The 25,220-nt window shown below is 40.0% G+C and carries 25 protein-coding genes and 1 tRNA gene; 12 read left to right on the top strand and 14 right to left on the bottom strand.

Annotated elements, in window-relative coordinates; translation table 11 throughout:
- Positions 1–50: 50 nt before the first annotated feature.
- The 4 genes from tpiA to miaB all read right to left on the bottom strand — a co-directional run bounded on the left by tpiA (position 51) and on the right by miaB (position 4,487).
- Positions 51–836: a triose-phosphate isomerase gene (gene tpiA, locus METVE_RS0101250; protein WP_020166630.1), complete on the bottom strand. Its 786-nt coding sequence runs from the start codon at positions 834–836 to the stop codon at positions 51–53.
- Complete coding sequence (gene fba / locus METVE_RS0101245) at positions 836–1,924, bottom strand: class II fructose-bisphosphate aldolase (protein ID WP_020166629.1); 1,089 nt, start codon at positions 1,922–1,924, stop codon at positions 836–838. Before fba ends, tpiA begins: the two co-directional genes overlap by 1 nt.
- A gap of 268 nt (positions 1,925–2,192) precedes the next feature.
- A complete protein-coding gene (locus tag METVE_RS0101240) occupies positions 2,193–3,137 on the bottom strand; it encodes a PhoH family protein (RefSeq protein WP_020166628.1) in 945 nt (314 codons plus the stop codon).
- Between the two features lie 3 nt (positions 3,138–3,140).
- Positions 3,141–4,487, bottom strand: coding sequence for a tRNA (N6-isopentenyl adenosine(37)-C2)-methylthiotransferase MiaB (gene miaB, locus METVE_RS0101235; RefSeq protein WP_198290310.1), 1,347 nt, complete (start codon positions 4,485–4,487; stop codon positions 3,141–3,143).
- 128 nt (positions 4,488–4,615) lie between these two features.
- On the opposite strand from miaB, the gene cysG reads away from it, so the two are divergent.
- Positions 4,616–6,001, top strand: coding sequence for a siroheme synthase CysG (gene cysG / locus METVE_RS0101230; RefSeq protein ID WP_020166626.1), 1,386 nt, complete (start codon positions 4,616–4,618; stop codon positions 5,999–6,001).
- 82 nt (positions 6,002–6,083) lie between these two features.
- On the opposite strand, the gene METVE_RS0101225 is transcribed toward cysG, so the two are convergent.
- Positions 6,084–7,391 carry a sensor histidine kinase gene (locus tag METVE_RS0101225; RefSeq protein WP_020166625.1) on the bottom strand — a complete coding sequence of 436 codons (1,308 nt, stop codon included), beginning with the start codon at positions 7,389–7,391 and terminating at the stop codon, positions 6,084–6,086.
- A gap of 50 nt (positions 7,392–7,441) precedes the next feature.
- Positions 7,442–8,170: an osmolarity response regulator transcription factor OmpR gene (gene ompR, locus METVE_RS0101220; RefSeq protein ID WP_020166624.1), complete on the bottom strand. Its 729-nt coding sequence runs from the start codon at positions 8,168–8,170 to the stop codon at positions 7,442–7,444.
- A 280-nt stretch (positions 8,171–8,450) separates the two neighbouring features.
- Between ompR and METVE_RS0101215 the strand changes: the two genes are divergently transcribed.
- On the top strand, positions 8,451–9,026 hold the full coding sequence (locus METVE_RS0101215; RefSeq protein ID WP_020166623.1) for a hypothetical protein: 576 nt from the start codon (positions 8,451–8,453) through the stop codon (positions 9,024–9,026).
- A gap of 175 nt (positions 9,027–9,201) precedes the next feature.
- A complete protein-coding gene (locus METVE_RS0101210; protein WP_020166622.1) occupies positions 9,202–10,395 on the top strand; it encodes a GNAT family N-acetyltransferase in 1,194 nt (397 codons plus the stop codon).
- Positions 10,396–10,467: 72 nt separating this feature from the next.
- Here the strand turns inward: METVE_RS0101210 and METVE_RS0101205 are convergent, their stop codons facing one another.
- Entirely contained in the window at positions 10,468–11,160 is a 693-nt protein-coding gene (locus tag METVE_RS0101205; RefSeq protein ID WP_020166621.1) for an SDR family oxidoreductase, read from the bottom strand.
- A gap of 554 nt (positions 11,161–11,714) precedes the next feature.
- On the opposite strand from METVE_RS0101205, the gene METVE_RS0101195 reads away from it, so the two are divergent.
- The 5 genes from METVE_RS0101195 to METVE_RS0101175 all read left to right on the top strand — a co-directional run bounded on the left by METVE_RS0101195 (position 11,715) and on the right by METVE_RS0101175 (position 14,846).
- Positions 11,715–12,953: a tyrosine-type recombinase/integrase gene (locus METVE_RS0101195; RefSeq protein WP_020166619.1), complete on the top strand. Its 1,239-nt coding sequence runs from the start codon at positions 11,715–11,717 to the stop codon at positions 12,951–12,953.
- A gap of 37 nt (positions 12,954–12,990) precedes the next feature.
- Complete coding sequence (locus METVE_RS0101190; RefSeq protein ID WP_020166618.1) at positions 12,991–13,182, top strand: helix-turn-helix transcriptional regulator; 192 nt, start codon at positions 12,991–12,993, stop codon at positions 13,180–13,182.
- A 93-nt stretch (positions 13,183–13,275) separates the two neighbouring features.
- Positions 13,276–13,800 carry a hypothetical protein gene (locus METVE_RS0101185; RefSeq protein WP_232415352.1) on the top strand — a complete coding sequence of 175 codons (525 nt, stop codon included), beginning with the start codon at positions 13,276–13,278 and terminating at the stop codon, positions 13,798–13,800.
- A gap of 122 nt (positions 13,801–13,922) precedes the next feature.
- Positions 13,923–14,252 carry a nucleotide pyrophosphohydrolase gene (locus METVE_RS0101180; protein WP_020166616.1) on the top strand — a complete coding sequence of 110 codons (330 nt, stop codon included), beginning with the start codon at positions 13,923–13,925 and terminating at the stop codon, positions 14,250–14,252.
- 27 nt (positions 14,253–14,279) lie between these two features.
- Positions 14,280–14,846 (top strand): hypothetical protein, encoded by a 567-nt coding sequence (locus METVE_RS0101175; RefSeq protein WP_020166615.1) that lies wholly within the window; start codon positions 14,280–14,282, stop codon positions 14,844–14,846.
- 17 nt (positions 14,847–14,863) lie between these two features.
- Here the strand turns inward: METVE_RS0101175 and METVE_RS0101170 are convergent, their stop codons facing one another.
- A complete protein-coding gene (locus tag METVE_RS0101170; RefSeq protein ID WP_020166614.1) occupies positions 14,864–16,723 on the bottom strand; it encodes a DUF2075 domain-containing protein in 1,860 nt (619 codons plus the stop codon).
- 91 nt (positions 16,724–16,814) lie between these two features.
- Here METVE_RS0101170 and METVE_RS0101165 point away from each other — a divergent pair, with 91 nt between their 5' ends.
- From METVE_RS0101165 to METVE_RS0101150, 4 genes are all read left to right on the top strand, one after another.
- On the top strand, positions 16,815–17,747 hold the full coding sequence (locus tag METVE_RS0101165; protein ID WP_020166613.1) for an HNH endonuclease: 933 nt from the start codon (positions 16,815–16,817) through the stop codon (positions 17,745–17,747).
- A 12-nt stretch (positions 17,748–17,759) separates the two neighbouring features.
- Positions 17,760–18,410, top strand: coding sequence for a hypothetical protein (locus tag METVE_RS0101160; protein ID WP_020166612.1), 651 nt, complete (start codon positions 17,760–17,762; stop codon positions 18,408–18,410).
- 120 nt (positions 18,411–18,530) lie between these two features.
- Positions 18,531–18,740 carry a helix-turn-helix transcriptional regulator gene (locus METVE_RS0101155; protein WP_020166611.1) on the top strand — a complete coding sequence of 70 codons (210 nt, stop codon included), beginning with the start codon at positions 18,531–18,533 and terminating at the stop codon, positions 18,738–18,740.
- Complete coding sequence (locus METVE_RS0101150; protein ID WP_020166610.1) at positions 18,737–19,687, top strand: rolling circle replication-associated protein; 951 nt, start codon at positions 18,737–18,739, stop codon at positions 19,685–19,687. Before METVE_RS0101155 ends, METVE_RS0101150 begins: the two co-directional genes overlap by 4 nt.
- A 115-nt stretch (positions 19,688–19,802) precedes the next feature.
- Here the strand turns inward: METVE_RS0101150 and METVE_RS0101145 are convergent, their stop codons facing one another.
- From METVE_RS0101145 to METVE_RS0101120, 6 genes are all read right to left on the bottom strand, one after another.
- Positions 19,803–21,224 carry a hypothetical protein gene (locus METVE_RS0101145; protein WP_020166609.1) on the bottom strand — a complete coding sequence of 474 codons (1,422 nt, stop codon included), beginning with the start codon at positions 21,222–21,224 and terminating at the stop codon, positions 19,803–19,805.
- Positions 21,225–21,358: 134 nt separating this feature from the next.
- Positions 21,359–21,435 (bottom strand) — tRNA-Met (locus METVE_RS0101140).
- A gap of 114 nt (positions 21,436–21,549) precedes the next feature.
- On the bottom strand, positions 21,550–22,635 hold the full coding sequence (gene ychF / locus METVE_RS0101135; RefSeq protein WP_020166608.1) for a redox-regulated ATPase YchF: 1,086 nt from the start codon (positions 22,633–22,635) through the stop codon (positions 21,550–21,552).
- Between the two features lie 169 nt (positions 22,636–22,804).
- On the bottom strand, positions 22,805–23,395 hold the full coding sequence (gene pth / locus METVE_RS0101130) for an aminoacyl-tRNA hydrolase (RefSeq protein ID WP_026361956.1): 591 nt from the start codon (positions 23,393–23,395) through the stop codon (positions 22,805–22,807).
- Between the two features lie 68 nt (positions 23,396–23,463).
- Positions 23,464–24,102, bottom strand: a complete 639-nt coding sequence (locus METVE_RS0101125) for a 50S ribosomal protein L25/general stress protein Ctc (RefSeq protein WP_020166606.1) — start codon at positions 24,100–24,102, stop codon at positions 23,464–23,466.
- Positions 24,103–24,212: 110 nt separating this feature from the next.
- Complete coding sequence (locus METVE_RS0101120; RefSeq protein WP_020184149.1) at positions 24,213–25,148, bottom strand: ribose-phosphate pyrophosphokinase; 936 nt, start codon at positions 25,146–25,148, stop codon at positions 24,213–24,215.
- Between the last annotated feature and the right edge of the window lie 72 nt (positions 25,149–25,220).

Genomic DNA, 25,220 nt, shown 5'->3' with positions numbered 1-25,220 from the left:
GGGATTAATTTAGGGGTTAAGTTAACCCCAAATTAAGCTCAATATTTAGATTAGTTAGCTGCCTTGCATATCGAGATAAACTCATCCGCAGACAGCGAAGCACCACCCACTAATCCGCCGTCTACATCTGGCATTGCAAATAATTTTTTAGCATTACTGGCTTTAATACTGCCGCCGTAGATAATGCGCACATGCGTGGCCGCTTCGCTATTACGCCTGGCAATACGATTACGAATAAATGCATGTACCGCTTGCGCTTGTTCTGGTGTGGCGGTTTTTCCAGTGCCAACCGCCCACACGGGCTCGTAGGCAAAAACCATATTCACACGCATGGCGGAAGCAAAATTTTCATCGTTCAACGTTGCCATCACTGCATCCATTTGGCTAGCAATAATTACTTCAGTTAAACCCGCTTCGTGCTCTGCCAGTGTCTCGCCCACGCATAACACTGGCGTTAAACCCGCTTTAATCGATGCATCAAAGCGTGCAGCCGCGGTTAAATTTGTTTCATTGAATAGCACGCGCCGTTCAGAGTGGCCAAGCAATACATAGGTACAACCTAAATCTGTTAGCATGTGAGCGGCGACTGCGCCGGTAAATGCGCCTTTTTCATGTTGATTCACATTTTGGCCGCCCCATGCAATATTGCTCTCGCTTAATAACTCGCGCGCCTGAAAAAGATAAGTGTTCGGCGGGCAAACGACATAATCCGCGTGCTTTAAATTGCTTAAGCCTTTAACAATGTCACCCAACAAATGTTCATTGCTCGATAAATCACCATGCATCTTCCAATTGCCGACGACTAATTTGCGGCGTTTGCTGTGAGTGGCGCTCATTATTTGACCTCATTCTTCACATGCATTTTAACGATGGCATTTAATTCGCCACTTTTGTAGCGTTCCGCCATACGATCACAAGAAATTGGTTTGATTTTATTGGCGTAACCGGCTGAGCCAAACGCCTCATAACGCGCGACGCAAATATCGCGCATGGCAACAGTGGCGGCGGTTAAAAATTTTCTGGGGTCAAATTCTTTTTTGTGCTGGTCAAAAAACTGACGGATTGCGCCGCTGGAAGCCATGCGTAAATCGGTATCAATATTCACCTTTCGTACGCCATATTTAATGCCTTCTACGATTTCCTCCACTGGCACGCCATACGTTTCGCCCATATCGCCACCGTAAGCGTTGATGATTTTCAACCATTCTTGCGGCACAGATGATGAGCCATGCATAACCAGATGTGTGTTGGGAATACGCGTGTGGATTTCTTTAATGCGTTGAATCGACAGCGTTTTCCCCGTTGGCGGTTTGGTGAATTTATAAGCACCGTGTGATGTGCCAATCGCAATCGCTAATGCATCAACTCCAGTTTGATGCACAAAATCGGCCGCTTCTTCAGGGTCAGTTAACAGTTGAGATTGATCTAAAACGCCTTCAGCACCAGAACCATCTTCTTCACCCGCTAAACCTGTTTCTAGCGAGCCAAGCACACCTAACTCTGCCTCAACTGAAACACCAATCGCGTGCGCGAATTCCACCACTTTTTTGGACACATCTACATTGTATTGATAAGTAGATGGCGTTTTAGCATCTTCCATTAGCGAGCCGTCCATCATCACGCTGGAAAACCCTGAACGCATCGCTTGAATACAGATGGCAGGCGTATGGCCGTGATCTTGATGCATCACCACAGGAATATGCGGATAAGATTCGATGGCCGCTAAGACTAAATGCCGCAGAAAAGCTTCGCCCGCATATTGGCGCGCGCCAGCAGAAGCTTGCAAAATAACCGGGCTGTTGGTGGAATCTGCCGCTTGCATAATCGCCTGCACCTGCTCCATGTTATTCACATTAAAAGCGGGAATGCCGTAGCTAAATTCAGCGGCGTGATCTAATAATTGACGTAGTGAAACCAGTGCCATGATGTCCTCTATCGATTTTAAAGGTTAAGTGATTGAATGCATTTTGTGCGCAATACTGTTTCGGGCTGTTTTAAGCGCATTCATTTTGTTCATGTGCTTAATATGATGATAACACTTATGTCTTATATAAGACATAAAAAATAGATTGCTTGGTAAACTGGTTAATAGATAAGCTAGTTATTCGTCATCTACATCACTAATATTCTGATGATGAAAGCAGATAAAAAGTTTATGTAAAAGCTTTGAAACAAAACACTCAATCACTTAATTAAGTATTTTTAAGCTCATATTCTTCGTAGGCATTGATAATCTTTTGTACCAAAGGGTGGCGGACGACATCGGCAGATAAAAAGTGCGTCATCGCAATGCCTTTAACATCTTTCAATATTTTTTGCGCTTCAACCAAGCCGCTTTTTTGGTGACGCTGTAAATCAATTTGCGTCACATCGCCCGTTATAACGGCTTTTGTGCCAAAGCCAATCCGCGTTAAAAACATTTTCATCTGTTCTGGCGTCGTATTTTGCGCTTCATCCAGAATAATAAAGCTTTGGTTCAATGTTCTGCCGCGCATGTAAGCCAACGGTGCGACCTCAATCGCGCCGCGCTCGAACATTTTATTCACCGTGTCATAACCTGCTAAATCGTACAATGCGTCATATAAAGGCCGCAAATATGGGTCGACTTTTTGATTTAAATCACCTGGTAAAAAGCCTAGTTTTTCACCAGCTTCAACCGCTGGGCGTACTAAAACGATACGTTTCACACGGTCGCGCGTCATTGCATCAATTGCGCTGGCAACAGCTAAATAGGTTTTTCCTGTACCCGCTGGGCCAATGCCAAAGGTAATATCGTGATCCTGAATTTGCTGCAAATAAGAAACTTGGCGTGGCGTGCGACCATGTAAATCGCCGCGCCGCGTCATTAAAACCGGCATTGCTGTACTTGATACATCTTCTGGCTTTAATTTATCAATTTCAACCAGGCCCAATTGCACATCTTCTAACTCAAGCGGTTTTTTTGCGCGGACGTAGAAGTTTTCTATCATCTGTGCCGCCAGCCGCATATTGTCTACCTTGCCAGATATATTGAATGTGCCGCCACGGCGATTAATATTTACCTCAAGTGCGGTTTCAATCTGTTTAATATTTTCATCCAATGCGCCGCAAAGGTTTGCCAAACGCACATTGTCTTCAGGTTGTAACGTAATTTCCATTGATTAAACAGTCTTTTCTATTATCTGGCCTTGTAATCGTTTAGGATTGGATACATCGGTGATTTTAACGTTCACAAACGTGTTAATTAAATCACTGCTGCCAGCAATATCCACCACACGATTATTGTCCGTCTTGCCTGCTAATAGTTCAGCATGTTTGCGTGATGCGCCATCAATCAGCACGCGTTGAATGGTGCCTAACATGTTACGGCTGATGGCATCGCCTTGCGCTTCATTGATTGCCTGCAATTTACTCAATCGCGCCAACTTAACATCTTGCGGCGTGTCATCTTTGATAAATGCCGCCGGCGTTCCTGGCCGTGGGCTGTATAAAAAACTAAAGCTGTAATCAAAGCCAACGTCTTGCATCAATTTGGCAGTTGCCGCAAAATCCGCCTCAGTTTCACCGGGGAAACCGATAATAAAATCAGAAGTGAATGTCAGATTTGGGCTGGCTGTCTTTAATTTACGAATGATGGATTTATATTGCAAAGCCGTGTAATTACGCTTCATTGCCATCAAGATGCGGTCAGAGCCTGCTTGCACAGGCAAATGTAACTGAATCGCCAGTTTCGGCACGTTAGCAAAGCAATCAATTAGTCGCTGATTCATTTCATTCGGGTGGCTAGTGGTAAAACGTATGCGCTCGATTTGTGGAATCTCTGCAATCGTTTCAATCAACATGGCTAAATCGGCTTCAATATCATCATGCTCTGTAATATATTGTGCACGGTAAGCATTTACGTTCTGGCCAAGTAGGGTAATTTCCTTAACGCCTAAATCTGCCAATTGCACCGCTTCCAACAAGATAGCCTCAAATGGACGTGACACTTCTTCTCCACGGGTATAAGGCACCACGCAAAAACTGCAATATTTACTACAGCCTTCCATAATGCTTAAAAATGCAGCCACGCCTTCCACACGCGGTGGTGGCAGATGATCAAATTTTTCAATTTCTGGAAAGCTAATATCCACCTGAGATTTTCCGCTGGATTGAGAATTTTTAATCATCTCAGGCAAGCGATGTAGAGTTTGCGGTCCAAAAACCACATCCACATAAGGTGCGCGCTTGATGATATTGTCTCCTTCTTGCGACGCCACGCAACCGCCCACGCCAATCACTAAATTGGGATTTTTCGCTTTAAGCGGAATAAATCGACCTAAGTGGCTGAATACTTTCTCCTCAGCTTTTTCGCGCACCGAACAAGTGTTGAGCAAAATAACATCGGCTTCATCCACATTATCAGTTTGTGTCATGCCATTATCAGCATTCAACATGTCTGCCATGCGCGACGAATCGTATTCATTCATCTGGCAACCAAAGGTTTTAATGAACACCTTTTTCGGCAAAATTTTGGGTAAAACTAAATTGTCTTTTATATCGTTCAAGGGGTTAAATTCATGCAAATCAAAGCATAATTTTAGCGTATTTGAGTAGTAGCAGGTAAAATAGCATCAACGTATTCAAAGTCATTTTCATGCAAGCATTGCCCATTTTTTTTAATATTACCAACCGCCATTGTGTGGTGATTGGCGGCGGTGACGTTGCAACACGCAAAGTGACAATGTTGCTTAAAGCGCACGCGGCAATTACTTTATATTCACCTGAAATCTGTACTGAATTATTAGAGATGGCAAAAGCTGGGCAGATTAAATATGTTCAAGCTAATTTTGAAGAAAAGCAGATTGAAAGCGCATGCTTGGTGATTGCTGCTACCGATGATGAGGCGGTCAATATTGCAGTTTCAATCGCTGCAAAAGCGCAAAATATCCCTGTTAACGTGGTTGATGCGCCTGATTTATGTACATTTACCATGGGTTCGATTATTGATCGCAGTCCGGTAGTCATTGCGATTTCATCTGAAGGCAACGCGCCAGTACTTGCGCGCTATATCCGCACCAAAATTGAAACCATGTTGCCAGCTACTTACGGCCGAATTGCTGCCATTGCAGGCGAGTTTCGTGAGCAAGTAAAAGATAAGTTTGCGACCACGCAACTGCGCCGCCGTTTTTGGGAAGGCGTGTTGCAAGGCCCAATGGTCGAACGTGTGTTATCCGGGCAAGAGCAAGCCGCGCGCGAGTTGCTACAAAATATAATCAATAATGCCGATGCAACCGCCAATAAGGGCGAAGTGTTTTTAGTGGGCGGTGGCCCTGGCGATCCAGATTTGCTGACATTTAGAGCGTTAAGATTGATGCAGCAATGTGATGTTTGCGTATACGATAAGCTCGTCAGCCCCGAAGTGATGGAGTTAGTACGTCGCGATGCAGAGTTGATTTACGTAGGCAAATCGCGCGATCAGCACACGATGCCGCAAGAGGAAATTAACGAGTTGCTTGCCAGATTAGCTTTAGCAGGTAAGCGTGTATTGCGTTTAAAAGGCGGTGACCCATTTATTTTTGGGCGTGGCGGTGAGGAAATTGAAACACTGATGCAACATGGCGTGCCGTTTCAAGTCGTGCCTGGCATTACTGCTGCCAATGGGGTTTCAAGCTATGCAGGTATTCCATTAACGCATCGCGATTACGCGCAAGCTTGTCTATTTATTACAGGTCACCTTAAAGACGGCACTTTGGACTTGGATTGGGTTGCGATGTCTCGCCCGCGCCAAACGGTGGTTATTTATATGGGCCTGGTTGGCTTAAAAGAGATATGCGAAAAGCTGATTGAACATGGCGTGCCAGCGACAATGCCAGTTGCCGTGGTACAACAAGGCACCACACAACGCCAAAGAGTAGTTACTGCAACATTGGCAGATTTGGCCGAAAAAGTCGCGATTGCTGAAATGAAACCGCCTTGTTTAACGATTATCGGTGAAGTGGTGCAATTGCGTGAAAAATTGAATTGGTTTAATCCAGTTTAAAATTAGTTTTGTCGCAAATAATGGTCGTTTTTATACAGTTAAGTATTTTTAACTGAATTGATTAACATCTATTATTGTTGAATTATTGCTGTATTGGCAGGGTTAACTTAGCTTCTAATCCGCCTTCGGGGCGATTAACCAACTCTAAACTACCACGATGCAGCTTGGCAATGCGGTTGCAAATCGCTAAACCTAAACCGCTGCCACCTTCGTTTTTATTCCGCGCACTGTCCATGCGTTCAAATGGGCGTAACAACCTTTCTGCATGTTCCGGCGGTATGCCTGGGCCGTTATCCAGCACGCTAATGACGATTTTTTCAGCAGTGATTCTGCTGGTCACTTCAACATCACCTTTGGAATAAGCGTAAGCATTACCGACTAAATTATCCAGCAAACGTTGAATCGCCAATGGGCGCAAAGGGATGAAATAAGTAGACGTTAGTTTCAGTTTAAGATTCCGGCCAGCACGCGCTTGGCGCTCAGATAATGCATGCAGCAAACCGTTAATATCCATCATTTTGGTAGGCTCGCCCTCAACCCCACGCACAAAATCTAAAAATTGATGAATGATATTATCCATATCGGCGATATCTTCAATCATGCCAGCTTTCATGCTGTTGGTGTTCTCAGGCAGCATTTCTACAGCTAACCTTAATCGTGCAAGTGGAGTGCGAATGTCGTGTGAAACACCCGCCAGCAATAGTGTACGTTCATTATCCAGCCGCACTAAAGAATCCGCCATTTCGTTAAATGTGCGACTTACATCGCGCAACTCATCTACGCTGTCCTCAGGCAAGCGCGGCGCAGGTTCGCCGTTACGTAATCTATCTGCGGCATGCACCAATAAATTAAGCGGCCGATTAATTCGTGCTGCAATCAAATAAGCGCCTAGTAATGAAAGTAAACCAACCACTGCGCCCCAGCCTAACCAATGCCAAGGGAAAGGCCTATCAACTTGAATTTTTGGAATCACTACCCAAAAATCATCCTGCTCTACATTAAAACTAATCCATAAGCCTGGAATACCGTAGTGATTAACCGTGATAATGGTTTCTACACCCAAACGCTCACGGATTTTTTCCGCGATTAAATTAATAAACGGGTCGTTAGGTAATGGCTCGATATCTTCCAAAAAATCTGCTGCATATACCCGAACGCCTTCGCGACCAGATAGTTCTGATAGTAAAGCCAAACGACGATTTTCATGCGCGGCGATAAGAGACGCGCGCGTGTAATTTACAATAGTTACCGCTTGTAAAGCAGCGGTGGTTGCGCGCGGTTCACGGTCAAAATAATCAAAGATTTTAAGCGACGCATAGATACTTACCGCCAATAATATGGCGATAAGTAGCATTAAACGGGAAAGCAATCTGCGTGGTAAGAGTCTCAATGCGGAATTTTAAGATTCGATAGTGGAGTTTATGACTATGGTGGAAAAACTTAGTGCGACGCTTCACCATCAGGAATAAATACGTAACCAAATCCCCACATAGTTTGTAAATAACGTGGACGCGCTGGATCAGGCTCTACAATGCGGCGCAGGCGTGATACTTGTACGTCAATACTCCGATCGAATACATCCAACTCGCGACCACGTGCTAATTGCATCAGTCTATCGCGTGAAAGTGGTTGGCGTGGGTGTTCGGTAAATACTTTAAGCAAAGCAAACTCACCGCTGGTAATAGTGATTGGCATGCCGTTACGACTTAAACTGCGGGTAGATGGATCAAACACAAACTCGCCAAAACTAAACGATTCTAACTTGCCAATATTTTCAGATTCTGGGCTATATTCGTGGCGACGCAATACTGCGTTGATACGCGCAAGCAATTCACGCGGATTGAATGGTTTTGGTAAATAATCATCAGCGCCCATTTCTAAGCCAATAATGCGATCTACTTCGTCACCACGCGCGGTGAGCATGATGATCGGTGAGGTGAATTTGCTGCCACGCAAGCGTCTGCAAATGGCTAAACCATCTTCACCAGGCAGCATTAAATCTAGCACTAATAAATCGAATGATTCATTGGCTAGCGTAGCATCCATTTCTTTAGAATCGGATACGGTTTTGATATTAAAACCTTGCTCGGTTAAATAACGTTGTAGCAGCTCGCGCATGCGTAAGTCATCATCTACCATCAAGATTTTTTTGTTATTTTCAGCCATCATTTACGCTTTCATATGATTGAATGAGCAACTTAAACGTTACTGGATACGTAGTATATGTTCTCATGATGAATAAATCTAGAAAAGTGAAAATTTTTCGGCATTTTCAAACGCCTTAATTTTAAATAATCAAGTGTTACAAATGGTTACAAATATTGATAGTTATGAAACATTGCATTAACAATGCTGATTCATGATTGCAAATCTTGATGGTTGGTCAGTTTTTTCAAACCTATACACTGTTAACTAAATCATGTTAGAAAGAATGAGAATTCATTAAACAATGGTTTTAAAAGCACATTATCTAACCCCAGCTTTATCGATGCTAGCATTGTTTGGCACTTTGCTTGCAACGACTGTTTCAGCCGAAAATAAGAACGGCCTGTTGAGTGATCGATCGTTGGTTGAAGAGGCTGATGAAAGCGGTTTAGAGAAAACGCTAGAATATAACTTTAGCCCTGATGATCGTGCCCGTTTGCGCAAAGCATTGGCGGATTATGCAAGATCGACTGACCCAGAACATACTCAAATCGAACTAAAACGCAAAGCGATGCAAGAAAGCATTGAAAAGCGATTTAACGAATGTAATAAAGACAATGATGATTCACTAGACCGCGAAGAAGCCACTTTATGTTTGCCGCAGATCGCCCGTCATTTTAGCTATGTCGATGTAGATGAAGATGGTGTCATTACTTTAGAAGAGCTACAGCTCGCACAAGCAAAATTAATAGAACGTCAAAAATCTGCAGAAGCTAGAATGGAAGCGCAAAAAATTCAAGACGCTGAAACTGCGATTAAAGAAAAAAGTAAAGCTAAAGATAATAAGCAAGCGGCTAATATTCGTAAACGTCCAAGCTAAGCTCATCTAAGGTTTATTTAGTCTTGAGTTTATTCAATCACTTAAAATATCACCACTCAACTAGTTAACATCATTTTACTAGTCATTTTTACCTCAGTCTTCACTCTCGGTTTTTCATCAATACATCAATGAGTAATGTAGTATGTTGATTTTAGAATCCATTTAAAAAGTATTGATGACTTCCCCGCAAGACAACTCAAAACAAGCATCTGCAAAAAAAGTTAACACTCAAACTACGCCAAATTTTCATGTGGAAATTGTAGATAGTTTAAGCGAGATACCAGCTGCTGATTGGGATGCATTAACTGATGGTACGCCGTTACTCAGTCACGCATTTTTAAGCGCGTTAGAAAACTCAGGCTCGGTCGGGCAGGGCACTGGGTGGAATCCGCAACCTTTAGTGGTTAAGTTAGACCAAAAATTAGTTGCCGCAATGCCTCTGTATTTAAAGACGCATTCCTATGGCGAATATGTATTTGATTGGGCTTGGGCGGATGCTTATCAACGTAGTGGATTTAATTATTATCCCAAACTACTGTCGGCGATTCCTTTCTCGCCCATTACCAGCAGGCGATTTTTAACCGAACAACCCGAGTTGCAGACTATGATGATTGAAGCATTGGAAAGCGTGATGGATAAACATCAGCTTTCCAGTGCGCATGTGCTTTTCCCAGATGAAACCGATGCGCAACAGTTGCAGGCAAGTGGCTGGTTAAAGCGTGTTGGCGTGCAATTTAGGTGGCAGAATAAAAATTATCAGCACTTTGAAGCATTTTTAGCCACATTAAGTCATGATAAACGCAAAAAAATTCATCAAGAACGTAAGAAAATCTCACAGATTGGTATCGTTTGTAGGCAAATTAAAGGGTTTGAGGCCACTGAGCAAGATTGGGATTTTTTCTACCAGTGTTACACCAATACTTACCGCGAGCACCATTCCACACCTTACTTAACACGTCTTTTTTTTGCAGAAATCGACAGAACCATGCCGAATAATATTCTATTAATTGTGGCGGAATTAGATGGAAACCCAATCGCTTGCACACTGAATATTTATAATCAAACCACGTTATACGGCCGTTATTGGGGCGCCATGCAGTTTGTATCAGGCTTACATTTTGAGCTATGTTATTACCAAGCGCAGCAATTTTGCATTACAGAAAATATCACTTTTTTTGAAGGTGGCGCGCAAGGCGAACACAAATTAGCACGTGGCTTTAAACCGCGCCCAACTTACTCTTATCATAAAATCGCTCACCCAGATTTTGAACGCGCTATTAAAATTTATTTAAACCGCGAAGCGCACGGAATAGCTGAATACACCAATGAGTTAGAAGAGCGCGCACCTTTTAAACACGCAACTTTATAAGTTTGTACAATAAAACGCGTACAAACATATCGTTATAAAGCAATCGGTTTTTAAAAGTCTTAGATTACAGACTTACCAATTAATCGACTTTCCATCATAAGCAATAAATTTACCTGTGCTTTCTAAACTTAGCGCATCAATCACGCGCCGTAATCCTGTCACGCTGGTTTGCGTATTAATCAAACCATTCGCACCGCCCATATCCGTTTGTACCCAGCCAGGATGCAATGTCACAACGCTTATGCCATAAGGTTTCAAATCAATCGATAGACTTTTCATCACCATATTTACCGCCGTTTTACTACTGCGATAAATATAACTTTCGCCACCAGAATTATCATCAATACTGCCCATTTTGCTGGTAAGCGTAGCGATTTTTTTTAGCTGACTGCGAGTAATATGCTGAACAAATGCTTCAGCCATTTTTAACGAAGTCATACTGTTAATCTTGAATGCTGCCGCCCAATCATCGTAATTAGTGTCGCCAAAAGTGCTTTGCGGATATACGCCAGCGTTATTAATTAACACATCAATTACCTCATCTTTTAATTGCAACGCAAGGCTATCAATTTGGCTGAAATTGCCAACATCAAGCGCGACCACTTGTACATTTTTGCTAGTACTTGCCAACGTCTGCAATGCGTCAGCCGATTCTGGATCGCGACAACATGCCAGCACTTTCCAGCCATCAGCCGCATATTGCTTAGTAAACTCCAAACCAATGCCACGGTTTGCGCCTGTGATTAATACTTGATATTGACTCATTAATTTGCCTTTATTTACTGATTAATTGATGCTAATAGTTTGCTTAATTAACAGATTTTAGTTTATCAATAATAGTCGCTGCCAATTTTTTAGCGGCGTTTTCAGTCACATTTTTATCCAAAGTAGAGGCCTCTAATTGCACCACACGACTAGTCTAAACATCGTTTAAACTTTTATAGCCTAGAGGTTTAAGACAGGCTAATGAAATAAATCGTTTCACTTAATAACGCAGCGTGCGTTTAAAACGCAAATAGATTAATTACTGCTAAGCTAATTAGAAATGAGTAAAAGAAAAGGCCATATCCGAAGATATGGCCTTGAATTGGTGGGAAAGAGGGACTTGAACCCTCGACCCCAGGATTATGAATTTGACTCTAAGTATTTGTTTTGTAATTGAAATTGTGCTTTTTTCTTTTAATAAACATTAACTTAGTAGCCAAACGATTGCTACCAAATTTTACATAGTTATACTGCGTTTTAAGTACTTTTCTCGATTTTGGCTACTAGGTGGCTACTAATTTTTTAACGAGAAAATAGTAGAACGGAGTATAAAAATGTTGCATAAACTAACTAAATCATTTGTTGATAAAGTTGCATTCGAAAAATCAGGTCAAGTCTTTTATCGTGACTCAGAACTTTTAGGTTTTGGATTAAGGGTTGGAAAGTCAGCTAAGGTTTATTTTGCTGAGGCTAAACTACACAGTAAAACGATCAGAAAATCTATTGCAAGACATAACGTTGTATCGCTAGATGAAGCACGATCACAAGCAAAATCTTATTTGGCTGAAATATCTAGAGGTAAAAATCCACATGATGAAGAAAAAGCCAGAAAAGCCAAACTAGTTACACTAGCCGAAGTGTTAGAAAACTATATTGAAGCGCGAGGCAATTTACAGCCCAGTACTATCCAAGACTATCGACATACCTTTGAATTTTATCTTTCTGACTGGATGAATAAACCAGCCATAGAAATATCTAAAGATATGGTTGAGCTGAAGTTTCGTAAGATAGGTAAAACAAGCACATCTCAGGCTAATAAGACCATGCGCAACTTTAGAGCGGTCATGAACTATGCCATTATGAAATATGAGGATAGTAACGGCGACTCAATCTTTAGACACAACCCTGTTGTTAGAATTACCCAGTTGCGTGCTTGGCATCGTCCAGTCAGAAAAAACACGCTTATTAAACACTATGATTTAGCCCCTTGGTATCGTGCTGTCATGAGTTTATCAAACGATTCGATTGCTCCTAATCGTGAAGTTGTAAGAGATTTTTTATTATTTGTAATAATGACAGGCTTAAGGCGAAATGAAGCCGCTAAGTTAACTTGGAATCGAGTCGATCTAAAAGATAAAACTTTCGTGATTAAAGACACCAAAAATCACACAGATCACGTGTTGCCATTAACAGACTTTTTGTTTGATTTACTGACAAAAAGGAAAGCTGAAGCCAAAACTAAATATGTATTCCCAAACGAGACGAATATTGGTTACTTAGTTGACCCTAAAAAGCAGATTGCAAAAGTAGTAAATGAAAGCGGTGTTAATTTTAGTACGCATGACCTTAGGCGCACATTTATTACGATTGCCGAAAGCTTAGATATTTCTGCGTACTCTCTAAAAAGATTACTTAATCATAAAATGACGAATGATGTCACCGCTGGATACATTATCACTGATGTGGAGAGGTTACGTGCCCCTATGCAAAAAATCACAGACTACATGCTGATTTGTATGGGACGTAAAGAAAGTGCTCCTATTGTTTTCCTTCAAAAGAGTATCGGTGCTTGATATCAATTTCACATTCTAAAATTTAGGAGGTTTAACTATGTTAGAAGATCGCTACATCCGTATTAAAGAATTGACTGTGATGTTGGGAATAGCTAGAAGCACTATATACAAGTTGATGAAAGAAGATAAATTTCCAAAACAAATTAAGTTAACTGAAAGAACGAGTGTTTGGAGGTTAAGTGTAATAAACCAATGGATTTCAGATAGGGAAGGAAATAATTTAGCTTGATTGCATGAGTTAAAAACGCTCTGGTAACTTCGATATATCAATTTAGACCTAATTAGCAGTATTATTTAATTTAATAAAAATAAGGAAATGATTATGCAGTTAGATAAGGAAGATATTAAGAGTTATCAGCAGCGTACATTTTTTGATGCCCCTCCGAAAAATGAAGTTAATCCTATAAGTATTTTCTTAGCAGTGCTAGCAGCAATTTTGGTAGCTTGGTTCATACGAGCGGCGTATATCGAGTGGCAAGTTAGGCAAGCGCTTGAAATTTTTAATCAGCAAATGCAAATAATTAATGCACAAAGTCAGCAGCAAATGAGGAATATTCAGTTGCGAAATGAGGCTATGAGAGAGAAAACAGAAGAGCGAATTAGATTACAAGCAGAGGAGTTAAGACAGCAAAAACTAGCTGCACAACAAATAGACTTTGAAAAGCGCGCTGCGATTGAAAACAAAATAAATGAGCGGTCTAAGAAAGAAGAAGCTTGGGCGGAGTCATATAAACCAGCAAGAGGCTGCGAAAAAGATAATCCTGATCGAGATGCACTAATTTGCGGAAATGATTATGCTAAAGCTCGTCGGCATTTTGAGGCAACATGGTCAACAGATATCCAGTAGCCGGTAAAACTTACTATTCAGTTGACGAGAAAAGCAAGAATTTCTCAATTGTCTTTTGATAGAAAACATCCGGGTACTAAATTGAAATTGTTGTTAAATGAAAAATTATTGGAAATTATCAAATGTCAGATATTCAAGAAATCACAAAACATCTAATCAAGTTTAGAGATGATAGAGATTGGGACCAATTTCATAATCCAAAAGATTTAGCTATAGCACTTAATATTGAAGCGGGTGAGTTATTAGAGGTGTTTCTTTGGAAAAGTGTTGATGATGCAGATGTTGCTAAAGTTAAAGATGAGTTAGCCGATGTGTTTTCATTTGCATTTTTAATCGCTAACAAATACGGGTTTGATGTGAGCAAGATAATTCAAGAAAAGATTACTAAAAATGCACTCAAATATCCAATCGAAAAATCAAAAGGAAGTAATAAAAAGTATAACGAGATTTAAAATTTAGATTTTATTTAGGGGATTTGATTGGGAATAGAACAACACAAGACCTTTTCGCATTGGAATTATTTTCTTAGCATTGAGGAAGACATTTCAAAATTATCGAGATGGGTTGAACTATCAGAAATTAATTACAAGTGTTACTCGCTAGAAATAGCCAGGCTTTTGATGACGACAGCCGCTGAAGTAGATGTGATAGCGAAGTTGATATGTAAGGGAATAGATCCACAATCCAGAGCAAAAGGAATACAAAGTTATCAAAGAGAAATTGTGGCTGAATTCCCCGCAATCTATAAAGCTAAGGTATTAGTACCAAGATTTGGACTGACTTTAAAACCATGGAGTAACTGGGAAACCGAAAACACATCTCCATTATGGTGGAAGGCAAATAATAATGTGAAGCATCAAAGATCTGAATTTTTCCACGAAGCAACCCTGAAAAATCTTTTAAATGCCGTCGCTGCGTTATTATTATTTTTGGTTTTATATTACGGGGAAGAGATTAAAGACCTTGCTCCTAAGTCCGCTTTATTTGTACCCAATTCCTTTTGTGTAAAAATAGGGGGTGACTGGATGTATATGCATATGTCCTAAGGTTACATATGTGATTTTTAACTTTGCATTAACTGCCTAAAATACTCTTGAGTCTCTTCATCGGTTGAGTAAACATAACAACCTTTTTGACCTCTTGTCATTAACGTTCTGTAGGTGTTTTTAATAATTTTATCTACTAGTGGTCCTGCAAAAGTTGGATCTTCCTTCATTAGTTTTTTATATCCTCTAACAGAGGAGTCTTCTGCTGCTCTTTTGCTCGGATCAGTCAATACTTGGCCATTTCTTACAATTAAATCCGGCCCAATGATCACGCCTATATAGTCGACCTCTAGACCTTGACAAGTGTGGATACAACCAATTTCCTTAACAGAGTCTTTTTTTACAATCCATAACATTCCATCGTCAGATAAATTCCATTTTGCACTGAAGTCATATTCTGGGAATACGATATCGTCCATTAATGGATTATTTTTACTTAGCCATTTCCAGCAATAACCCGCAACTAATCTAGCTTTATTATTAGTCTTATTTTTCTCGTAAATAGTATTTCTTAATTCACTAGGCGAGTCGAAAACTCTAAGGTCATATTCAATATCTTCAATAGATGTATTCGCTGTTTCCTTAATCTGCAATGCATTATCAAGCCAAGCCAGATAACCGTCAGAACCATTACATCTAAATTGTGAAGTAAGGGCAGTTTCAAACACTTCAGCACCTTCTAGACTGGCCCATTTCCTGATTTCTTCTTTTTCTCCAATATCATGAATGGTTACTTTTTGATCTTCATCTATAAAGAACACACTAAAGTTAGATGCTCGAATTATTTCTTTAACCTGATTTTCCCCTTTGTTTTTAAACATGCCAGATTTTTCATTTAAACGATGCGCCTCATCAACAATTAGTGCATCGAATATTCCAGATTTAACATCGTGATAGCTCCCCGATCCTGAAAATAAATTAGAAATATGTGATTTTTTAAATGATCCCGCTAATTTGCTTTCGTAAACCTGCCTAGGTGCGGAGTTTCTAGTAATGTATTGAGTAAGTTTTTTGAGTTTTGTAATGGCCACTAACAGGTTGATTGCTACCACTGACTTCCCCGTCCCTGGTCCGCCTTCAACTATTAAGACTTTTTTATTCTTACTATTGGACTTTTTAGCCAGCGTTAATGCCTGTTCGAAAACGACTTTTTGCTCATCGATCATAACAAACTCTTGATTACCCTTAAGCAAGGAATCAAGACTGTCTGCTAAACTTTTAGAAGGTTTAATTTTGCCATTGTCGATTTTAAACAGAGTGTTTTTTTGATCACCTGATTTGATAAACTTTTTAATAAAATTGGTTAGCTCACCAGACTCTTTTCTTAAAAATAGTGGCGCCTTATTAATATAATCCTCATAGAATGGGGCTCTGATTACATCGTCTTGATGGTAGTTATGTAAATAAGCACAAGGTATGATTTCAATTTTATCTTGCTGAACAATTTCAGAGAAATCTTTAATTAGCCTTGCATATGACCAAGCTTGATAAGATGGGTGTGTAACTCTTCTTATACCACCACCCACGAATGTTTCAACAATTCCATCTTCATCTGTTGTTTGAATTTTATCCCATTGTTTCAACTCAATGATTACGGCGATTTCTTCTTCCAAGTGGTTTGCGCCAGTTAGAATGAAGTCAATTCTTTTAGAGCTAGTTGGAATTTTATATTCAATCGCAACACCAGCATTGTGAGGAATTTCATCATCATTTAATACATTGCACATGTACATCATGGAGTTTTCCCATGATCTGATTTCACCAGGGCTAGATTTTTGGCCCATTGTGGAAATAAAGGATTCATGAATTTTTTCAGCAATTTCATTGTTTTTAACATGCTCTGAGAAAGTATGTTTTGTTCCTGAATAGACAATCATGAGTATTACCTTTTATTATTTAGTCATTGCGGCCATTATTACGCAACATGATAAGTCAAAAGATCAATAATAAACACAAGAGGGATTATTTATGAAGTATTGGTGGGTGAATCAAAATCAAACTTACAAGCATGAAGTGGGTGGCGGCTATATGTGGTCACCGAAAACGAACTCTAATGGGCAAAGGAATCAGTTTTATATCAATATGACGCTAGTTATGCCTGGAGATGTTATTTATTCATTTTGCGATACTTATATTAAGGCTATTGGCATCGTAGTAAATAAAGCAGTTTCTTCAATCAAACCTAATGAGTTTGGAAATGCGGGTTTAAATTGGAATGATGATGGGTGGTTTGTAGAAGTAGACTTCCAGGAATTAGAAACTCCAATTAAACCAGCAAATCATATGGATTTATTACTACCTACACTGCCAGATAAGTATTCACCCCTGCAAGCAAATGGTAATGGTAACCAAGTATATTTGGCTAGTGTGCCTATTACTATGAGTAAAGTGCTTAATGTTCTTTTAAGCGATCAAATTGAAAAGATAATAGATCGAGCTGAGTTTACAGTTGGTCATGAAGACGACCAAAATGTAGCAGAGGAAAAACTACTTAATCGAAAAGATATCCCCGAAACTGAAAAGCATCAGTTGATTAAAGCTAGGCGTGGTCAGGGATTATTTAGATCTAGAGTAGGGATGATTGAGAAAGCATGTAGGATTACTGGAGTTTCTAAAAAAAGCTACCTAAGAGCTAGTCATATTAAGCCGTGGTGTAAGTCTACAGATTTAGAAAAGTTAGATGGTAACAATGGTTTAATGCTATCTCCGCACATTGATTATTTATTTGATAAGGGGTTAATATCATTTAGCAATGATGGAGTTATGCTCGTATCCAAAAATCTAGATGCAGATATTTTACAGCTTTGGAACATTAAAAATGTAATCAATCTGGGCAGATTTAATCCTGATCAATCAAACTATCTTGAATATCATCGTAATCATGTTTTCTTAAAAAATTAGCATTGGATAAATATGTATTTAGATAGCAATGATTACCAAACAGTTTGGAATTTAGCCCACAAGTGGGCCAATAGCGATCCAGAGTCAACTGAAATTGATAAACTTCCAGGGGAAGTGAAGTTAAATATCCATAGAATTACAGCGGCTATTTTCAGGAATCAGTTGCCCGCGCGAAATAAAAAACGTGTAATTTTGATTGATGACTCATTATTAGCTTGGTTAATTGATTTTCGTCATTTTAAAATTTTAAGAGCATGCATTAATAATGATTTTTTTGATAAGTCATATTTGAATTCAATATATGTAAGGCGAACTCATGTTATAAGCTGGTGCGAAAAAGAATATTTACCTGTTCCATATATTTGGGATAACAAGTCTCAGACAGTGATTGCTAATTCTGAATATGACTCTTCTGATGATGAAAATGAGAATTGGTATAACGACTTAACAGAACGCCGTAAAAATAGAGTAGCCTGTCTAGAACTAGCTAAGAAGCTTTGGAAAATCTCCCCAAACAAATCCTATGAACAAATTTACAATGATCCAATCATGAAGCAGTTTGGAAACCCCAACGTTTTTTCTCTTGAGTCTTTTAAAAAATGGGCCAGACCCTTTGCGCCAGATCAAATTAAAGAGGGTGGAAGGCCTATAAAAATCAAGTAGTTAGTAAAAAACTAAAACTGTTTCTGAAAATAAAGAAATGGTTATGAATTTTTAGATAGTTTTTTGCTACCTCGTACTGCATCAATCTATTGTCTCCAATATCAATTTTTAGGAGTCAATATGATGCAACATCAAACAGTTTTACTTAGCACGCCGCAAGCTGCTAAATTTCTCAATGTCAGTATCGCTTTTTTAGAGCGTGATCGATGGGCAGGTGCAAGAGTGCCATTTGTCAAAATCGGTTCTCGTGCTGTACGTTATCGTCTAGATGATCTAGAGGCCTATGTTAATAGTCAACGTCATCAATCTATATTAGAGGTGGCGAAATGATTGATTTAGATCGCTTTGACTTAACAGAAGACCATCAGCATGCTGTATTGCCTCCTGAACATCCCTATATGTGGGGTCAAACCATTAACCAGCCGATATTTGATCAAGATTTACAGTGGCGATTAAAAATTCAACCTTTTACAAAAGGTGGATTTGAAGCAAAAGCAGTATTGGTGAATCGTAATGTTTTAAACCGTTTAGTAAATGCTAATCGCGATCGTGGTTTACGAACCGCACCAAAAGAACGTGACGAAGCAGATATTTTGCGTGATCGAGAAAAAGCCGCTTTTCGTGCTGCCAGAAAAGTACGTCACTTTGCTATCGAGATTCGTGCAGACCGTTTATTAACTTTAACTAGTAGAGGATTACTCAAGGATTACGATCAAGTGATTGCCACCTGGAAACGATTTATGCGTGTGCTGGTAGCTGCCGACTCTAAGTTTGATTATATTGCTGTACCAGAGCTACACAAAAGCGGAGACCACTATCATATTCATGCTGCCATCAATGGATTTGTGAAAGCAGACTTGTTAAGACGTTGTTGGCAGATTGCGCTAGGTGGTAAAGGCAATGAGCGAGGGAGTGAAGCGCTTGGCAATGTAGACTTAAAGCAGCAGAAAAGACGCTCTACTGATCCAATTAAGCAGACTGTAGGCATCGCTCGTTATATCTCTAAATACATTACTAAGAGTTATCTAGAACATCATCAATTTAATCGTAAGCGTTACTGGGTGCCTAGAAGCATTAAGCTGCCAGAATCAAGCGGTGAATGGATGCGCGCTGAGACATTGGCAGAAGCAGTACAAGAGCTTTATGTACGTTTTGATCCTGCTGTAATGATAGAAGCGACTAAAGATCAAAGTTTATTTATTACAGACAGAAATGCAGCAATGATATTTTTTAGATATTTACCGAACGAAAATAACTCTTTACCAACACCGTTTTAGGCAAGGTGACAAACGCACCGCGCGCACGCGCCAGCGGCGCACGGCGCGGATTGTCACCGCGTCCTTTAGACTAGATATAAAGGACATTTAAGAACAATAATTACTATTGAAAATTTTATGATTTATCTATGAACTCTCTATAAATGGCTTGTATATATTCCGTTGCATTTTTACCATTTGCGTCCATTTCTAACATGTTTATCAAATCCTCATCTGTCAGACATAAAATTACTTTTCGTTCTTTATCCAATCGTCTGTAGGCTCTTTGAATATCAAGATGATCTTTTTTTCTACTGATCAAAAAACCAATCATTCCACGAATATCGTTCAATCTAGCAGCTATTTGGAAAAACTCCTCATTTGAAAGGTCATCCATATTTTTTAATTCAAAAGTAATTGTGGTAGCACGCCAAAGAATTTTTGCATCATTCCAAAAGCCTTCATTTGCTCCATTGTAGTAAGTTATGTCAATAATCTCCCTACCATCATGAGATGAACTTTGTGGATCAGGGTTGTTAAGTAGAGGGGAGAATAATCTAGTTAAAATTCTTAAGACTAGTTTCTCATACCTTTTTGCGTCCTTATTACCTGATTCAATTGTTTTAAGTTCTGTAATTAAATCATTAATTGGAGTATTGAAATTCTCATTTCCTTGAATTTTGAATAAATCCACAGGACTTATCCCACTACTAAATTTCCTTTCGAATTGATCAACATATTGATGCCTTAACTCTGGATTCTCATGAAGGACTTCAACTACATGTTTTTTTGAAAACTCATACTTTTCTTTAACATCCTTCCACAACACTTTTGGTTCTTTGCCGATTGCGTGAACTGCGGATTCAAGCATATTTGCTCTTAATATGTAACGATAAGTAGTGTCCCAAAATCCTGCATAATCAAATATTGGGAATCTACGAACAACTGTTCTAGGAACCAATAAAATTGGATGTTTAGATTCAGGATGTGTAGGTAAATCAATATGAATGTCGTCCCATTCTAATTCTTCCCAATTAAAAACATGCTCAAGACAAAGGTTTTTTTCCATTTCAATTTCGTATTGCTGGCATTGTTTTTGGGTATATTCTATAAAAAAATGTTTTGCAATATTTGTGCACATATCACTTATTAAGTCATAACCAACACCTTCTATCAGGAGTTGCATTTCAGCTATGTGCGTTATGCCCTTAGTTTGAACATCTTTGTTTGCAATAATCTCATTTAAAATAATTCCTCCCCTAACTTTGCCCATTCCTCTACCCTTATGGCTAGATTTTGAAGTACCAAGCATAGTTTCGTGAACCTCTGGAAAGTCCAACATTTTTCTGGCAACCTCAATATTTCCTTTTTTTACTTGATCTATACATATGCTAAAAAACTCATGGATACATGCATGAACAGCTTGATATTCAGGTATGCTGCTTCGATGAAAAAGTAGGGGGTCAACGTATAAGTTTAGGTCGTGATCTAACTCGGGTATCAAAAAGTCAACTTCTGACTGTTTTAAAGGCAGGTTTAAAGCAGTAGTCCACAACATGAGCTTACCCTTTTTAACTGATATTTTTATAAACTAATTGGGGATATAATACATTTATGGCTACTAGGTGGCTACTAATCGAGAAAATCAGTACAAAGAAAAACGCCCCAATCTCTCGAAAGGGGCGTTGCAAGTGGTGGTGAAAGAGGGACTTGAACCCTCGACCCCAGGATTATGAATCCTGTGCTCTAACCAGCTGAGCTACATCACCAGAAAACTGTTGTGAAAACTATGATTATTAAATTTTCGACAAGGGCGCAATTCTAGTGTTTTAGCGCTTGATTGTCAAAATTACTTTTGTTTTTATACGATAAAACGCTCTGAGCTAAACATTAAACCTAAAGTGCATCACATCGCCGTCTTGCACGATATATTCTTTGCCTTCTAAGCGCATCTTGCCAGCTTCTTTACTACCTTGTTCACCTTTATTTTTAACGTACTCATCGTATTGAATCACTTCTGCGCGAATAAAGCCGCGTTCAAAATCGGTGTGGATGACACCTGCAGCTTGTGGGGCTGTTGCGCCTTTTTTAACGGTCCAAGCGCGCACTTCTTGCACGCCAGCGGTGAAGTAGGTTTGCAAGCCTAGTAAATCATAAGCGGCGCGAATTACGCGGTTTAAGCCTGGTTCGTCTTGTCCTAGTTCGCTTAAAAATAACAGTTTGTCTTCGTCATCCAACTCTGAGATTTCGCCTTCAATTTTGGCGCAAATACACACTACAGGTGCATTTTCTGCTTTGCCAAGGGCGTTAACTTTGTCCAAAAGCGGATTATTTTCAAAGCCAGATTCATCTACGTTAGCTAAATACATCACTGGTTTTACGGTAATGAGGCAGAGTGGTTTTAACAGCTGTAATTCATCCGCATCTAAATTCAAAGTGCGCACGGCTTTGGCTTCGTTCAAGCATGGCAATACTTTGTCTAATACCGCTACTAAAGCAATTGCTTCTTTATCTCCACTTTTGGCTTTTTTACTTTCGCGTTGCATGGTTTTTTCAACGGTTTCCATATCGGCAAGTGCGAGTTCGGTATTAATGACTTCAATATCTGATAATGGATCAATTTTGTTAGATACGTGAATCACGTTTGCATCTTCAAAACAGCGAACCACATGCGCGATGGCATCGGTTTCGCGGATGTTGGCTAGAAATTTATTACCCAAGCCTTCGCCTTTTGATGCACCAGCAACTAAGCCAGCAATATCAACAAATTCAACAATCGCTGGCTGTACTTTTTGTGGCTTCACAATGTCAATCAGCGGCTGCATGCGTGGGTCAGGCACTTCTACGATGCCAACGTTTGGCTCAATCGTGCAAAAAGGGTAGTTCTCTGCAGCGATCCCCGCTTTGGTAATCGCGTTAAATAAGGTGGATTTTCCTACGTTGGGTAGGCCAACAATTCCGCACTTCATGTTTTTTCCAGTCTGTCTTTTCGTTGATTGCTGCGTTGGCTGCGTTTTCGCAGCTTCGCCGTACTTAATGTGCTGTACTCAGCCACTCAATCCTTGCCGCCTTGTACTAAACGAAAATACAGTTGGAAAATTTGAGAAACTAAGTTATTGCAAAGTTAAGTTTGTATACTTAAACCTTAGTATGCAATTTTAACATTGCATCCTCAAAATCCCCGTTTAGTAATTGCGGTACAATTTCTATGCTTTTATCAATGCACTGATTAATGGCATTCTGTTCATCTTTTAATGGCGTTTTGAGTACAAAATTAACGACTTCATTTCTATCGCCCGGGTGGCCGATACCTAAACGTAAACGCCAAAAGTCAGCGGTTCCTAATGCGGCAGTAATATCTTTTAAACCATTATGTCCGCCATGGCCGCCGCCTTTTTTTAGCTTAACCGTTTCTGGCGGCAAATCTAATTCATCATGAATCACCAGTATTTGCGTGGGTAAAATTTTGTAATAGTTGGCAATCGCAGCAACGGATTTTCCACTAGCGTTCATAAAAGTAGTGGGTTTAATCAGCCAAACATCAGTTGCTAATGCAAATTTACTGGTACTTAACCTGCCTGCAACCCCAAAAAATTTGGGCTCTACTGCTAATTTACTATTCGTGCCAGCCGCGAGTTGATCCACCCACCAAAAGCCTGCATTGTGGCGTGTCGCTTCATATTTGTCGCCAGGATTACCTAATCCAACGAATAATTTAATGCTGTCCATTTGTGTCATATCAATAAAAAACGCGCACTTAATAGATTAAGCGCGCGTTTAATAATTTCAGAAATGAATTACTCAGCTGCGGCAGCTGGTGCTTCTGGTGCTGCCTCATCAGTAGCGTCATTTTCGTCAGCAGCGCCACCACGAGTTTTAGCAATCGCAGCAACAGCGGCGTCTGTACCATGCGCTAATTGAACAAACTCAGCACCTTTTGGTAATGTAATTTGTGATAAATGCACTGAATCGCCCATTTCTAAAGCAGCTAAATCTACCTCGATAAACTCTGGCAAATCTTTAGGTAAGCAGCTTACATCTGCCTCAGTTAAGATATGCGCAACAATGCCGCCACCTAGCTTAACGCCTGGCGCAACATCTGCATTTAAGAAGTGGAAAGGCACTTTAACGTGAATTTTTTCAGTCGCTGAAACACGTTGAAAATCAATGTGTTGGATTGTATTGCGCACTGGATGCATTTGATAGTCACGTAATAAAACATTTTCTTTTTTGCCATCTACAATCAAACTTAAAATAGATGCATGAAAAGCTTCATGACGGAATTGTAAGAACAACTCTTTATGATTTAACTCAAGGTTCACGGCATCTTTACCAGCGCCATAAACCACACCTGGTACATTGCCAGCGCGACGTGCACGGCGGCTCGCACCCGTACCTTTAACATCACGCTTGACTGCATTAATTTCGATACTCATTTTATTACTCCTTATTTTGCTGCTTTTATTTGGTTAAGTTTAAATAAATAACAGCGGTACTACACAAAAACTGTTTTCCGCGACCAGAAAACAGGGTTAAAACTAAAAGGTTAATCCATAAATAAAGAAGAAACAGACTCTTCTTGGCTAATACGTTTAATGGTTTCTGCTAATAAACCGGCAACGCTTAACTGGCGAATTTTTGTACAGTTAGCAGAAGCAGGGCTTAATTTAATCGTATTGGTCACAACTAATTCATCTAATTCTGAATTCATAATGCGATCTACCGCAGTGCCTGATAATACTGGGTGTGTCGCATAAGCTAATACGCGTTTTGCACCTTGGTTTTTTAAAGCAGCGGCAGCTTCGCACAGCGTATTTGCAGTATCTACCATGTCATCCATAATCACGCAGGTACGGCCAGAAACCTCACCAATAATGTTCATCACTTTAGCGACGTTCGCTTTTGGGCGACGTTTATCAATAATCGCTAAGTCAGAGTTTAATTGCTTAGCACAAGCACGCGCACGAACTACACCACCAACGTCTGGTGAAACGATGACTAAATCTTCATATTTTTGCTTGAGTAAATCGTCCAGCAAAATAGGTGTTGCGTAGATATTATCAACAGGAATATCAAAAAAACCTTGAATTTGGTCAGAGTGCAAATCCATCGTTAATAAGCGATTAACACCAACGCTAGTTAACATATTTGCGACCACTTTTGCAGTAATCGCAACGCGGGCAGAACGCGGACGGCGATCTTGGCGTGAATAACCTAAATAAGGGATTGCAGCAGTAATGCGGCCAGCAGATGAGCGACGTAGCGCATCGACCATGACCATTACTTCCATCAGCGTATCGTTAGTCGGATGGCTAGTGGATTGCAGCACAAATACATCTTTACCGCGCACGTTTTCCAACAATTCAAGCATTACTTCGCCATCACTAAAGCGGCCAACATCGGCACGGCCAAGTTGAATGCCCAGGTGTGTAGCTACTTGCTGCGCAAGCTCTGGATTGGCATTGCCTGTAAAAACCATCATGTTGCCGTTACTCAAAATGCTGCCCTTTATATATTATTTCTAATATTAAAAATCTAGATACTTAAGCGTTAG

Origin of the sequence: Methylotenera versatilis 79 (assembly GCF_000384375.1) — a bacterium.
Lineage (GTDB): Bacteria > Pseudomonadota > Gammaproteobacteria > Burkholderiales > Methylophilaceae > Methylotenera_A > Methylotenera_A versatilis_B.
This window is presented reverse-complemented; position numbering and strand designations above follow the sequence as displayed.